The sequence below is a fragment of the Pseudomonas sp. ITEM 17296 genome, from assembly GCF_028895205.1.
Classification (GTDB): domain Bacteria; phylum Pseudomonadota; class Gammaproteobacteria; order Pseudomonadales; family Pseudomonadaceae; genus Aquipseudomonas; species Aquipseudomonas kermanshahensis.
The window spans coordinates 60,142-72,444 of record NZ_WJRS01000024.1; the positions used below are offsets into that span (position 1 = coordinate 60,142).

The window sequence follows — 12,303 nt, forward strand, 5'->3', positions numbered from 1 at the left end:
GATGCGCGCAGCAAAGGCCACCGCCCCACTTAAGGTCACCAGATGGACATGCAATCCCGAATTCGCCGGCTGTTCCAGGCCAGCATCGATACCAAGCAACAGGCAATGGACATCCTGGCACCGCACATCGAGCAGGCCAGCCTGGTCATGGTCAATGCGCTTCTCAACGAGGGCAAGATGCTCGCCTGCGGCAACGGCGGCTCGGCCGGCGATGCCCAGCACTTCTCGTCAGAGCTGCTCAACCGCTTCGAGCGCGAGCGCCCGAGCCTGCCGGCCATCGCATTGACAACCGACAGCTCGACGCTGACCTCGATTGCCAATGACTACAGCTACAACGAAGTCTTTTCCAAACAGATTCGCGCCCTGGGCCAGCCCGGCGATGTGTTGCTGGCGATTTCCACCAGCGGCAACTCGGCCAACGTGATTCAAGCGATCCAGGCCGCACATGATCGCGAAATGATTGTCGTAGCATTGACTGGACGTGACGGTGGCGGCATGGCTTCGCTGCTGCTGCCCGAGGACGTGGAAATCCGCGTGCCCTCGACAGTCACCGCGCGTATCCAGGAAGTCCACCTGCTGGCGATCCACTGCCTGTGCGACCTGATCGACAGCCAACTGTTCGGGAGTGAAGAATGACCCCTATGCGCCTCGGCCTGATGGCCCTGACCCTGTGCCTGAGCGTTACCGGCTGCAGCTCGGTGCTGACCTCCACCCGCAATTCGCCAATCGAGGACGATCGCGGCACGCGCACCATCGGCAGCAAGATCGATGACTCGCTGATCGAAACCAAGGCTGCGGTGAATATTTCCAAGGCCAGCCCAGACCTGGACAAGGGCTCGCACATCGTTGTCAGCAGCTACAACGGTATTGTCCTGCTCGCCGGCCAAACCCCGCGCGCCGACCTCAAGAGCCTGGCCGAGCAGACTGCAGGCCAAGTGCAGCGCGTGAAGAAGGTGCACAACGAACTGCAAGTGATGCAGCCGTCCTCCATCCTCGCGCGCAACAACGACGCCTGGCTGACCACCAAGATCAAGACCCAGATGCTGACCGACAACGCCGTGCCAAGCTCGCGCATCAAGGTGATTACCGAAAACGGTATCGTCTACCTGCTCGGCCTGGTGACCCAGCAAGAGGCCAACGCCGCCACCGGCGTGGTCCAGAGCGTGTCGGGCGTGCAGAAGATCGTCAAGCTGTTCGAGTACATCGACTGATTCATCGGCCTGTTCCGATCTCATCGCCGGCAAGCCGGCTCTCGCAGGGTTCGTGGTTTACCTGTGGGAGCCGGCTTGCCGGCGATGAGGCGCATACAGGCCACCACAAAGCTTTACCCTTCAGAAATTCAGGAAACACCGCATGAAGAAGCTCCTGCTGCCTGCCCTGCTGATTGGCACCTTCGCCACCCTGGCCGGCTGCTCCACCCCTAGCCTGATCACCCTGAACGACGGCCGCGAGTTCCAGGCCGTCGACGCGCCGCGCTACGAGAAGGCCACCGGCTTCTACGAGTTCCAGCAACTCGACGGCAAACGTACCCGCATCAACAAAGACCAGGTGCGCACCATCAGCGACCTGTAATCGAAGCTGCAAATAAAAAGGCGATCCGGTTGGATCGCCTTTTTTGTTACTTGACCACTTTGAGGCTCGGCCGGCCTGTCGGACGCGGCGGCTGGCCACCCCCTTCAGGTGGGCCGTCATCATCCGGCTCGACGTCGTCGTCTTCCAGCTCATCGCCTTCCAGCAACGACGGCTCCAGCTCGAAGACCATGCCCTGCCCGTTCTCACGGGCGTAGATACCGAGGATCGCACCAATCGGCACGAACAACGTGTGGGCGACGCCGCCGAAGCGGCCCTCGAAGCTCACCGCATCGTTATCCATGTGCAGGCTGCGCACGGCGCTCGGCGAGATATTCAGGACAATCTGACCATCACTGGCAAAACCTTGCGGCACCTGGACTGCCGGGAATTCGGCATTGACCAGCATATGGGGCGTGCAATCGTTGTCGACGATCCACTCGTACAGTGCTCGAACCAGATAGGGGCGACTGGAGTTCATCAACAGCTCCTTAAAGCTTGCGCATTTCACGTTCTACAGAGGACAGGCTCGCCATGAAAGGCTCGCGGGCGAACTGTCGCTCCATGTAATCCAGCAGCGGCTTGGCTTGCCGCGGCAATTCGATACCCATGACCGGCAAACGCCAGAGTATGGGCAATAGACAACAATCGACCAGGCTTTGCTCATCACTCATGAAGCAGGCGAACTCACCGAACAGCGGCGAGACACCGGTCAAGCTCTCACGCAGCGCCTTGCGCGCCTCGGCCCGGGCAGCGTCAGTGCTGCGCGCGTCGAGCACGGTGTCCGCCAGGGCACACCAGTCACGCTGGATGCGGTGCATGAGCAGGCGGCTGTTGCCACGCGCCACAGGGTACACCGGCATCAAGGGTGGATGCGGGTAACGCTCTTCGAGGTATTCCATCACCACGGTCGACTCATACAACGCCAGGTCGCGGTCGACCAAGGTCGGCACGCTCCCATAGGGGTTCACCTCAACCAGCTTGGGCGGCAGACGGCCAGGATCGACGTCGACGATCTGCACGCTGATGCCTTTTTCGGCAAGAACGAGGCGTACCCGATGAGAATAGTGATCAGCGGGATCGGAATAGCAGGCTAACCTGTTGGTTGCGCCCATGTAGCGCCTCCTCGCACGAGATGCTCGTAAAACTCTAAATGAAAACGCGCCCGGGGTACCCTGGCAAATCTGCTAGGGCCCCCCGGGCGCGTTCAACTACCAGAAATTACTGCGTGATCAGTGCACGTCCTTCCAGTATTCACGCTTGAGCAAATAGGCGAATACGAAGAAGAAAGCCAGGTACAGCAACACATAGGTACCAATGCGCTGGCTTTCCAGTTTGACCGGGTTGGCCGAATAGGCCAGGAAGGTCACCAGGTTCTTGACCTTCTCGTCGAACTGCTCGGTCGTCAGGGTACCGGAATTCGGCGTGATGGTCAGCTGGTCGCACGCTTCATGGGTCAATGGGCTGCCCGTCAGCGGGTCAAACTGCTTCTTGCCATCGACCACACTCTGCACCTGCTTGCAGCCAACCACCTGGTTGCCCTGCAGGCCGACCAGTACGTTGGGCATGCCGACGTTAGGGAACACCTTGTTGTTCACCCCATAAGGACGCGACTTGTCCTCATAGAAGCTGCGCAGGTAGGTGTACAGCCAATCGGTACCCCGCACCCGGGCGACCAGGGTCAGGTCGGGTGGCGCGGCGCCGAACCAGGTCTTGGCATCGCTTGGCTTCATGCCGATGTTCATGTGGTCACCAATCTTGGCACCGGTGAACACTAGCTTTTCAAGCATCAGCTCGTGGGGGATACCCAGGTCATCGGCGACCCGCTCGTAGCGCTGGAACTTGGCGCTGTGGCAACCCATGCAATAGTTGGCAAAGGTACGCGCACCATCCTGCATGGCCGCTTTGTCGGTCAGGTCGATGTCGACCTTGTCCAGCTCCAGGCCGTGTTCCGCAGCGAAGGAAAAGGCAGGCATCACTGCCAGCAAAAATACTGCAATCAACTTTTTCATCAGCCAGTCACCCTTTCCGGAACCGGTTTGGTCTTCTCGAGCCTTGTGTAGAACGGCATCAGCAGGAAGTAGGCGAAGTACAACACCGTGCACACCTGCGACAGCAAGGTGCGCCCTGGTGTCGGTGCCAGCACGCCCAATATGCCGAGGATGACGAAGGCCACGCAGAACACCAGCAGGAAGAGCTTGCTGATCCAGCCTTTGTAACGCATGGAGCGCACCGGGCTGCGGTCGAGCCAAGGCAACACGAACAGCACGGCGATGGCGGCACCCATGGCGATCACACCCATGAGCTTGTCAGGCACCGCACGCAAGATCGCGTAGAACGGCGTGAAGTACCACACCGGTGCAATGTGCTCAGGCGTCTTGAAGGCGTTCGCCTGCTCGAAGTTCGGTTTCTCCAGGAAGTAACCGCCCATTTCCGGGAAGAAGAACACCACAGCGCAGAACACGAAGAGGAACACGACCACGCCGACAATGTCCTTGACGGTGTAGTACGGGTGGAACGGAATGCCGTCCAGCGGGATACCGTTTTCGTCCTTTTTCTTCTTGATGTCGACGCCATCGGGGTTGTTCGAACCCACTTCATGCAAGGCCAGGATGTGCAGCACCACCAGGCCCAGAATGACGATCGGCAGGGCTACCACATGCAGGGCGAAGAAGCGGTTCAGGGTAATACCGGAAATCAGGTAGTCACCACGAATCCATTGGGTGAGGTCGTCGCCGATCACCGGAATCGCACCGAACAGCGAGATGATCACCTGGGCACCCCAGTACGACATCTGCCCCCAAGGCAGCAGGTAGCCCATGAAGGCCTCTGCCATCAGCGCCAGGTAGATCAGCATGCCGAACAGCCAGACCAGCTCACGTGGCTTCTGGTAGGAGCCGTAGAGCAGCCCGCGGAACATGTGCAGGTAGACCACGATGAAGAACGCCGACGCGCCGGTGGAGTGCAGGTAGCGCAGGATCCAGCCGTATTCCACGTCACGCATGATGTACTCGACCGAGGCGAAGGCCTCTTCTGCCGAGGGCGTGAAGCTCATGGTCAGCCACACACCGGTGACGATCTGGTTGACCAACACCAGCAACGCCAGGGAGCCGAAGAAATACAGGAAGTTGAAGTTCTTGGGCGCGTAATACTTGCTCAGGTGGTCTTCCCACATCTTGGTGGCGGGGAAGCGCGCATCAATCCAGTCCATGAACTTGCTCATCATGCGTTCTCCTGATCGACGCCGATGACAATGATGTCGTCCGACTCATACGAGTGCGGCGGCACTGGCAGGTTGAGAGGCGCCGGCTGCGACTTGTAGACACGGCCAGCCAGGTCATAGTGGGAACCGTGGCACGGGCAGAAATAGCCCCCTACCCACTTTGGCCCCAGGTCGGCGGGCGCCACTTCAGGGCGGAACGTCGGCGAGCAGCCCAGGTGGGTGCACAGGCCTACGAGAATGAGTATTTCCGGCTTGATCGAGCGCACCTGCGGGTCGACGTAGGTGGGTTGCACCGAGGCCTTCGACTCGGGGTCGGACAGGTCTGCGGTAATTTTCTTGAGGTTCCCGAGGATCTCCTCCGTTCGCCGTACGATGAACACAGGCTGGCCACGCCACTCGGCCACCATCTGCTGCCCGGCCTCGACCTTGGCGATATTCACCTTCACCGGTGCACCCGCGGCTTTCGCCTTGGCACTGGGAAACCATGACCCCACGAACGGTACCGCAGCCCCCACTGCCCCCGCCGCCCCGACCACAGAGGTCGCGGCTACGAGGAAGCGGCGCCGGCCTGCGTTGACGCCGTCATTGCTCATTCAGTCCTCTCCCATCAGCTTGCTTGGCCTGTTGGATCAGGCCTGTACTTAGGTAATGTCTGTGGCACTAAAAATTGGCCGCCATGGTAAGAAACAAATCCACACACTGACAAGGTGATTACCCGGTTACGGGCTACAACCCTCGCTTTGCTTGATCTGCGTCTATGCGGTAAGCCGTCACGGACATGCTGACAGGTTAGTTCAAGACATAAAAAAAGCCCGGTTCCAAAGGAACCGGGCTTTTTCGACTGCCGAAGCGAAATTAACGCTTGGAGTACTGAGGACGCTTACGCGCTTTACGCAGACCCACTTTCTTACGCTCAACTTCACGAGCGTCGCGGGTGACGTAGCCAGCACGACGCAGAGCGCCACGCAGGGTTTCGTCGTATTCCATCAGAGCGCGGGTGATACCGTGACGGATCGCACCGGCTTGACCGCTGACACCACCACCAGCAACGGTGACGTAGATGTCGAACTTCTCAACGGTCTCGGTCAGTTCCAGCGGCTGGCGAACAACCATGCGAGCGGTTTCGCGGCCGAAGAACACGTCCAGAGAACGGTTGTTGATGGAAATGTTACCAGTACCCGGACGCAGGAAAACGCGAGCGGTTGCGGTCTTGCGACGGCCAGTGCCGTAATTTTGAGTCGCCGACATAATGAACTATCCCGTTAGATCTTCAGTTCTTGAGGCTGCTGAGCAGTGTGTGGGTGAGCAGCACCCGCGTACACTTTCAGCTTACGGTACATGTCGCGACCCAGCGGGTTCTTCGGCAGCATGCCTTTGACCGCGGTTTCGATAACACGCTCAGGGGCCTTGGCGATCAACTTCTCGAAGTTGATTTCCTTGATACCGCCTGGGAAGCCGGAGTGGGAGTAGTACATTTTGTCGGAAGACTTGGCGCCAGTTACACGGATTTGCTCGGCGTTGATGACGACGATGTAGTCGCCGGTGTCAACGTGAGGGGTGTATTCTGGTTTGTGTTTGCCACGCAGACGGCTAGCGATTTCGGTAGCCAGACGACCCAGGGTCTGGCCAGCGGCGTCGACTACGAACCACTCGCGCTTTACTGTTTCCGGTTTAGCAGTAAAAGTTTTCATTCTCTAAAGCCTCAGAGGCCGCCCAGCGAAAAATAGACGGCGAATCTTACTGGATAGTGCACAGCTTGCCAAGGGCAAGCGCGCAGCCGAACACAGACGCTTTTGGGGGCTCGGGTCGGGCACGCCAATGTTCGACGGGGTTCTTCCTGCGTGGTGGTGCATCACTTCCGCCACACGGAGAGGTGCCGAATTATCCAGATTGCGCGAAAAATTTCAACCTGCTTTTATGGGCTTCTTTACCAAGGAGAGTTTTCCCGATGGAATACCGCCAGCTCGGCCGTACCGATCTCAACGTCAGCGCCCTGTGCCTGGGCACCATGACCTGGGGCGAACAGAACGTTCAGGACGAGGCCTTCAAGCAGATTGCGATGGCCAAGGCCGCCGGGGTCAACTTCATCGACACCGCCGAAATGTACCCGGTGCCACCGCGCCCAGAGACCTATGCCGCCACCGAGCGCATCATCGGCAACTGGTTCCGCGAAAAGCGTGATCGCGACGACTGGATCCTGGCCAGCAAGGTCGCAGGCCCCGGCAACGGCATCAGCCACATCCGTGATGGCCAGCTCAAGCACAACCGCCAGCACATCGTCGCGGCGCTGGACGAAAGCCTGAAACGCCTGCAAACCGACCGCATCGACCTGTACCAACTGCACTGGCCGGAGCGCAGCACCAACTTCTTCGGCAAGCTGGGCTATCAGCACCTGCCACAAGACCACTTCACCCCACTGGAAGAGACCCTCGAAGTGCTCGATGAGCAGGTGCGCGCGGGCAAAATCCGCCACATCGGCCTGTCCAACGAAACGCCGTGGGGCACAATGAAGTTCCTGCAACTGGCAGAAGCCCGCGGCTGGCCGCGCGCGGTGTCGATCCAGAACCCGTACAACCTGCTCAACCGCAGTTTCGAGGTGGGCCTGGCGGAAATCGCCATCCGTGAGCAATGCGGGCTGCTGGCTTATTCGCCGCTGGCCTTTGGCATGCTGTCGGGCAAATACGAGAACGGCGCCCGGCCAGAAAAAGGCCGCCTGACGCTGTTCAGCCGCTTCGCCCGCTACTCCAACCCGCAGACCGTGGCGGCCTGCAGCCGCTATGTGCAACTGGCCCAGGCACATGGGCTGGACCCGGCGCAGATGGCCCTGGCGTTCGTCACACGCCAGCCGTTCGTGACCAGCAACATTATCGGTGCGACTAGCGTCGAACAGCTCGAGAGCAACCTGGCGAGCCTGGACCTGAAGCTGAGCGATGAGCTGCTGGCGGCGATCGAGGCGATCCATCAGGACCAGCCCAACCCGGCGCCCTGAACCCAGTGCAGCGCTGTCCCTTTCGCGGGTGAACTCGCGAAAGGGACCGTGCAATTCTGCGGGGTAGACACAATCGCCAAAAAATAAGACGATCCAGCCGGTGATTGACCACTCTACCCTATAAGAACAATGACAATGATGTTTACCCAACCCTCCGCGTCGCTGCGGCGCGTCAGCATCCTGGCCATTGACAAGGTGTTCGCTTCGACCTTGATGCAAGCCAAGGATTTCTTCCACCTCGCCAGCCTGCGGTACAGCAAGCAATTGGGCCTGGGCCTGCAGCCCATGTTCGAAATTGGCCTGGTGAGCCCAGACGGCCAGCCCGTGGACAGCTTCAGTAATGTCCAGCTGCCGGTAGACGGCGGCCTGAACGATGCCGATATCATCATCCTCCCAGCGTTCTGGGACGACTTCGACAACCTCATGCAGCGTTATCCACAGGTGTTGCCGTGGCTGCGTGAGCAACATGCCCGTGGCGCCGTGCTGTGCGCTGAAGCCTCTGGCGTGTTCTGGCTGGCCGAGTCCGGCCTGCTCGACGGCAAGGAGGCGACGACCTACTGGCGTTTCTTCGCCAATTTCGCCGAGCGTTTTCCGAAAATCCGCTTGAATCAGGACAAGCACCTGACCGATGCCGACAATATCTATTGCGCGGGCGGCGCGACGTCGGCCTGTGACCTGTATATCTACCTGATCGAGCGCTTCTGCGGTGCCAACGTGGCCCGCGCCGTGGCCCGCGACATCCTTTACGAAGTGCAGCGCAACTACACCCCTGGGCGGATGGGTTTTGGTGGGCAGAAACTGCACCAGGACCTGATCATTCTGCAGATCCAGCATTGGCTGGAAGAGCACTTCGCCGACAAGTTCCGCTTCGAGGACGTGGCCCGCAACCACGGCATGAGCATTCGCAACTTCATGCGGCGCTTCCAGGGCGCAACGGGCGACAAGCCGCTGCATTACCTGCAACGGCTAAGGATCGAGACCGCCAAGGGCTTGTTGTCGAGCACGCGCAAGAGCATCAAGACCATCAGCTACGAAGTGGGCTACGACGATGCCAGCTTCTTTGCCCGGTTGTTCCGCCAGCACACGGAGTTGTCGCCGAACCAGTATCGGCAGCAGTTCATGCAAGAGGCTTGAGGCCTAGGGGGCCGCTACGCGCCCCATCGCAGGCAAGCCAGCTCCTACAGGGACCGCGCGGTACTTGTGGGAGCTGGCTTGCCAGCGATGGGCCGCAAAGCGGCCCCAGTATTCAAGGCTTGTGCGCGCGCGACAGGAACTCGTGCGACTGCATCTCCAGCAACCGGCTCAAGGTCCGCTGGAACTCAAAGCTCAACCGGCCACCGGTGTACAGGTCCTTCAACTCCACCTCAGCCGAAATGATCAGCTTGACGTTGCGGTCGTAGAACTCGTCGACCATGTTGATGAACCGGCGGGCGATATCATCGGTGGCAACGCCCATCTGCTCGACATTGCTCAGCAACACGGCATGGAAGATCTTGCCCAGCTCGATGTAGTCGTTCTGGCTACGCGGCCCGTCGCACAGGGCGCGGAAGTCGAACCAAGCGACGTCATCGCAGGTGCGCAGGGCGTTGATCGGGCGGTTCTCGATCATCAGCACGTCGTTCTCGACAGCCTGGGTGCACTCAGGGGTCAGTGCCTTGAAGCTGGCACGCATGCTCTGGTGTGCGGCGTCATTGAGCGGGAAGTGGAACAGTTCGGCCTGCTCCAGATGGCGCAAGCGATAGTCCACGCCACTGTCGACGTTCACCACATCGGTGTACTGCTTGATCATGGCAATGGCGGGCAGGAAGCGCGCACGCTGCAGGCCGTCCTTGTACAGGCCGTCCGGCACGATGTTGGACGTCGCCACCAAGGACACGCCGTTCTTGAACAGCTCCTCCATCAAGGTGCCGAGGATCATCGCATCGGTAATGTCGGAGACGAAGAACTCGTCGAAGCAGATGACTTTGGCTTCATCGCTGAAACGCTTGGCGATGAGGGTCAGCGGGTTTTTCTCGCCCTTGAGGGTTTTCATTTCCTCGTGCACGCGCTTCATGAAGCGGTGGAAGTGCGTCCGCATCTTCTGCTTGAACGGCAGCGCCTCGTAGAAGGTGTCGACCAGGTAGGTCTTGCCACGCCCTACCCCACCCCAGAAGTACAGGCCCTTGACCGGCGTCTGCTCTTTCTTGCCGAACAGCTTGCCGAACACGCCCGGCTTGTTGTTCTGCGCGTGCACCAGGTCGTCGTACAGGCGCTGCAAGTGACGCACCGCAGTCTCCTGCGCCGCATCATGGAAGAAGTCGGGACGTTTCAGATCTGCTTGGTATCGTTCTAGGGGCGTCATGATTTCGTTAGCGAGGCAACAAAAAACGGGCCGTCACTGTAGCGACAGGCCCGCTTAATGGCAATCAGACTTGCGTCAAACTGTCTCAGTCCTGCTGTGGCACCAGGGCCTCGTGCAGGCTTTGAACAGCCGCATCACGGGCTTCGGCCGTGTCGAACTGCGGCCCTTCAGCCACTTGCTCGCCATTCAGCCACAGGCTGAAGCTCAGCCCTTCAGCACGCACATCGGCTTCGCCACCTTGCTGCAGCTGCTTGCTTACAGCGCCAGCACTCTTGCCGTCGGCGAAGCTGCGCGACAGCAACAGTTGCTCGCCGTCGGCGGCCAGCAGGCGGAAGCGGAAGCTGCCATCCTCGTCACGGAAGCTGACGAAACGCGCGCTCTTGGCGGCCTTCTTCTTCACTTCGGTGTTGGCCTGCACGCTGCTGCGGAACGAACGCAGGCCAACGGCTTCGCGCAGCTGCTCGAGGAACGGCGTGGCGATCTTGCGGGCCTTGGCGGCGCCGGCCAACAGGATGTCTTCCAGGTCCGATGGGCGCGAGATCAGTTGATGGTAGTGGTCGCGCTTCTCGGCCAGTTGCCCATCCAGCAGCTGGAACAGACGCTGCTTGGCGTCGCCCCAGCCAAGGCCCTGCAGCAGCTCTTCGCGGAACCCGGCGCATTGCTCCGGCGTCGAGAAGGCCTGGTACAGGGTGAACAAGTGCGAAGTGTCCGGGTCTTTCGCTTCGCCCGGCGCGCGCGAGTCGGTCACGATGCGCGAAATGGCGTCTTTCATGTCCTTGGCGCTGGTGAACAGCGGGATGGTGTTGTCGTAGCTCTTGGACATCTTGCGACCGTCCAGGCCCGGCAACGTCGCCACGCTCTCTTCGATCACCGCCTCCGGCAGGGCGAAGAAGTCCTTGCCCTGGCCGAACAGGTGGTTGAAGCGCTGGCCAATGTCACGCGCCATTTCCACGTGCTGGATCTGGTCACGGCCGACCGGCACCTTGTGGGCGTTGAACATCAGGATGTCGGCGGCCATCAGCACCGGGTAGCTGAACAGCCCCATGGTCACGCCGGCGTCCGGGTCTTCACCGTTCTCGACGTTCTTGTCCACCGAGGCCTTGTAGGCGTGGGCACGGTTGAGCAGGCCCTTTGCAGCAACGCAGGTCAGCAACCAGGTCAGTTCGGGGATTTCCGGGATGTCGGACTGGCGGTAGAAGGTCACCTTGTCCGGATCGAGGCCACCGGCCAGCCAGGTGGCAGCGATTTCCAGGCGCGAGCGCTGGATGCGCAGCGGGTCGTCGCACTTGATCAGGGCGTGGTAGTCGGCCAGGAAGTAGAACGAATCGGCACCGGGTTGCTGGCTGGCGCGGATCGCCGGGCGAATGGCGCCGGCGTAGTTGCCCAGGTGCGGGGTGCCGGTGGTGGTGATACCGGTAAGGATGCGCGTGGTCATGGGTATTCGCTTATTCAGGCTTGGCTCAATTCGAAAGGCGCGGCAGCAGCAGATCCTTCAGATCGGTCAGCTTGCCATGGAAGAAGTGTCCGCATTCTGCCACTTTCAGCAGCTCATGGGGGCGCGACAGGGTGTCAGACCATTCGTAGACCAACTGCGGATCGACGACCTCGTCGCTGTCGGGCTGCACCAGGGTGATCGGGCAGCGCTGCGGCAACGGGAATTCGTCTGTCAGGCGCATCACCGCCGGGGCGATCATGAACAAGTGTTGCAACTCAACCCCAGCGCTTTCCAGGCGCCCTGCCAGGCTGGTCGCGACGAAACCACCGAACGAGAAGCCCATCAGCACCACCGGCAGCTCAGGGTGCTTCGCGCGCAACCAGGCAGCCGCCGCCTCGGCATCGGCCACCTCGCCAGCGCCCATGTCATGGCTGCCGGCGCTTTGGCCGACACCCCGGTAGTTGAAGCGCAGGGTCACGTAACCGGCGTCACGCGCGGTGCGTTGCAACGTCGAAACCACCTTGTTGAGCATGGTGCCGCCCTGAACCGGGTTGGGGTGGCAGATCAGCACCACGCCGCGGGCATCGGCCACGTCCAGGTACAAGGCTTCCAACTGGCCACAAGGGCCATCGATGAACAAGGGGGTTTCGCGGACAAGCAAGGCACTACTCCGTGACCTCGGGAAGGGTCGATTCGTCTAGGTGAGGAATTCTGTTCTGATTTGCGATCGCTCGCGGTATACAGCG

15 protein-coding genes are annotated in these 12,303 nt (G+C 60.4%); 5 read left to right on the top strand and 10 right to left on the bottom strand.

Annotated elements, in window-relative coordinates; genetic code table 11:
• Positions 1-42: 42 nt before the first annotated feature.
• The 3 genes from GIB19_RS22165 (at position 43) to GIB19_RS22175 (ending at position 1,572) form a co-directional block, all read left to right on the top strand.
• The gene (locus GIB19_RS22165; RefSeq protein ID WP_012274070.1) at positions 43-636 is read left to right on the top strand and encodes a phosphoheptose isomerase; all 594 of its coding nucleotides are present in this window, start codon (positions 43-45) and stop codon (positions 634-636) included.
• The gene (locus GIB19_RS22170; protein WP_027594004.1) at positions 633-1,211 is read left to right on the top strand and encodes a BON domain-containing protein; all 579 of its coding nucleotides are present in this window, start codon (positions 633-635) and stop codon (positions 1,209-1,211) included. The genes GIB19_RS22165 and GIB19_RS22170 overlap by 4 nt, the downstream gene beginning before the upstream one ends.
• 142 nt (positions 1,212-1,353) lie before the next feature.
• Positions 1,354-1,572: a YgdI/YgdR family lipoprotein gene (locus GIB19_RS22175; RefSeq protein ID WP_099430372.1), complete on the top strand. Its 219-nt coding sequence runs from the start codon at positions 1,354-1,356 to the stop codon at positions 1,570-1,572.
• Positions 1,573-1,618: 46 nt separating this feature from the next.
• On the opposite strand, the gene GIB19_RS22180 is transcribed toward GIB19_RS22175, so the two are convergent.
• The 7 genes from GIB19_RS22180 to rplM form a co-directional block, all read right to left on the bottom strand.
• Complete coding sequence (locus GIB19_RS22180) at positions 1,619-2,050, bottom strand: ClpXP protease specificity-enhancing factor (RefSeq protein ID WP_027594002.1); 432 nt, start codon at positions 2,048-2,050, stop codon at positions 1,619-1,621.
• A 10-nt stretch (positions 2,051-2,060) separates the two neighbouring features.
• Positions 2,061-2,684 (bottom strand): glutathione S-transferase N-terminal domain-containing protein, encoded by a 624-nt coding sequence (locus GIB19_RS22185; protein ID WP_099430373.1) that lies wholly within the window; start codon positions 2,682-2,684, stop codon positions 2,061-2,063.
• 117 nt (positions 2,685-2,801) lie between these two features.
• Complete coding sequence (locus tag GIB19_RS22190) at positions 2,802-3,581, bottom strand: cytochrome c1 (protein ID WP_027594000.1); 780 nt, start codon at positions 3,579-3,581, stop codon at positions 2,802-2,804.
• On the bottom strand, positions 3,581-4,792 hold the full coding sequence (locus GIB19_RS22195; protein WP_027593999.1) for a cytochrome b: 1,212 nt from the start codon (positions 4,790-4,792) through the stop codon (positions 3,581-3,583). Before GIB19_RS22195 ends, GIB19_RS22190 begins: the two co-directional genes overlap by 1 nt.
• A complete protein-coding gene (gene petA / locus GIB19_RS22200) occupies positions 4,792-5,385 on the bottom strand; it encodes a ubiquinol-cytochrome c reductase iron-sulfur subunit (RefSeq protein WP_027593998.1) in 594 nt (197 codons plus the stop codon). The genes GIB19_RS22195 and petA overlap by 1 nt, the downstream gene beginning before the upstream one ends.
• A 262-nt stretch (positions 5,386-5,647) precedes the next feature.
• Positions 5,648-6,040 carry a 30S ribosomal protein S9 gene (rpsI, locus tag GIB19_RS22205; protein WP_009404633.1) on the bottom strand — a complete coding sequence of 131 codons (393 nt, stop codon included), beginning with the start codon at positions 6,038-6,040 and terminating at the stop codon, positions 5,648-5,650.
• A 14-nt stretch (positions 6,041-6,054) separates the two neighbouring features.
• The gene (gene rplM, locus GIB19_RS22210; protein WP_008097538.1) at positions 6,055-6,483 is read right to left on the bottom strand and encodes a 50S ribosomal protein L13; all 429 of its coding nucleotides are present in this window, start codon (positions 6,481-6,483) and stop codon (positions 6,055-6,057) included.
• 257 nt (positions 6,484-6,740) lie between these two features.
• Between rplM and GIB19_RS22215 the strand changes: the two genes are divergently transcribed.
• Together GIB19_RS22215 and GIB19_RS22220 are read left to right on the top strand one after the other, a co-directional pair.
• Positions 6,741-7,781: an NADP(H)-dependent aldo-keto reductase gene (locus GIB19_RS22215; RefSeq protein WP_099430374.1), complete on the top strand. Its 1,041-nt coding sequence runs from the start codon at positions 6,741-6,743 to the stop codon at positions 7,779-7,781.
• A 213-nt stretch (positions 7,782-7,994) separates the two neighbouring features.
• Positions 7,995-8,915 carry a GlxA family transcriptional regulator gene (locus GIB19_RS22220; RefSeq protein WP_172960431.1) on the top strand — a complete coding sequence of 307 codons (921 nt, stop codon included), beginning with the start codon at positions 7,995-7,997 and terminating at the stop codon, positions 8,913-8,915.
• A 112-nt stretch (positions 8,916-9,027) separates the two neighbouring features.
• On the opposite strand, the gene zapE is transcribed toward GIB19_RS22220, so the two are convergent.
• The 3 genes from zapE to GIB19_RS22235 all read right to left on the bottom strand — a co-directional run bounded on the left by zapE (position 9,028) and on the right by GIB19_RS22235 (position 12,218).
• A complete protein-coding gene (zapE, locus tag GIB19_RS22225) occupies positions 9,028-10,122 on the bottom strand; it encodes a cell division protein ZapE (RefSeq protein ID WP_027593995.1) in 1,095 nt (364 codons plus the stop codon).
• Between the two features lie 85 nt (positions 10,123-10,207).
• On the bottom strand, positions 10,208-11,557 hold the full coding sequence (locus GIB19_RS22230) for a tryptophan--tRNA ligase (RefSeq protein ID WP_099430375.1): 1,350 nt from the start codon (positions 11,555-11,557) through the stop codon (positions 10,208-10,210).
• A gap of 25 nt (positions 11,558-11,582) precedes the next feature.
• Positions 11,583-12,218, bottom strand: coding sequence for an alpha/beta hydrolase (locus tag GIB19_RS22235; RefSeq protein WP_027593993.1), 636 nt, complete (start codon positions 12,216-12,218; stop codon positions 11,583-11,585).
• Positions 12,219-12,303: the final 85 nt, after the last annotated feature.

Coding starts and splice junctions, on each gene's coding strand:
- GIB19_RS22195 (WP_027593999.1), bottom strand. CDS start 4,792: ATGAGCAAGTTCATGGACTGGATTGATGCGCGCTTCCCCGCCACCAAG.
- GIB19_RS22190 (WP_027594000.1), bottom strand. CDS start 3,581: ATGAAAAAGTTGATTGCAGTATTTTTGCTGGCAGTGATGCCTGCCTTT.
- rplM (WP_008097538.1), bottom strand. CDS start 6,483: ATGAAAACTTTTACTGCTAAACCGGAAACAGTAAAGCGCGAGTGGTTC.
- zapE (WP_027593995.1), bottom strand. CDS start 10,122: ATGACGCCCCTAGAACGATACCAAGCAGATCTGAAACGTCCCGACTTC.
- GIB19_RS22180 (WP_027594002.1), bottom strand. CDS start 2,050: ATGAACTCCAGTCGCCCCTATCTGGTTCGAGCACTGTACGAGTGGATC.
- GIB19_RS22230 (WP_099430375.1), bottom strand. CDS start 11,557: ATGACCACGCGCATCCTTACCGGTATCACCACCACCGGCACCCCGCAC.
- GIB19_RS22215 (WP_099430374.1), top strand. CDS start 6,741: ATGGAATACCGCCAGCTCGGCCGTACCGATCTCAACGTCAGCGCCCTG.
- GIB19_RS22175 (WP_099430372.1), top strand. CDS start 1,354: ATGAAGAAGCTCCTGCTGCCTGCCCTGCTGATTGGCACCTTCGCCACC.
- petA (WP_027593998.1), bottom strand. CDS start 5,385: ATGAGCAATGACGGCGTCAACGCAGGCCGGCGCCGCTTCCTCGTAGCC.
- rpsI (WP_009404633.1), bottom strand. CDS start 6,040: ATGTCGGCGACTCAAAATTACGGCACTGGCCGTCGCAAGACCGCAACC.
- GIB19_RS22185 (WP_099430373.1), bottom strand. CDS start 2,684: ATGGGCGCAACCAACAGGTTAGCCTGCTATTCCGATCCCGCTGATCAC.
- GIB19_RS22165 (WP_012274070.1), top strand. CDS start 43: ATGGACATGCAATCCCGAATTCGCCGGCTGTTCCAGGCCAGCATCGAT.
- GIB19_RS22220 (WP_172960431.1), top strand. CDS start 7,995: ATGCAAGCCAAGGATTTCTTCCACCTCGCCAGCCTGCGGTACAGCAAG.
- GIB19_RS22170 (WP_027594004.1), top strand. CDS start 633: ATGACCCCTATGCGCCTCGGCCTGATGGCCCTGACCCTGTGCCTGAGC.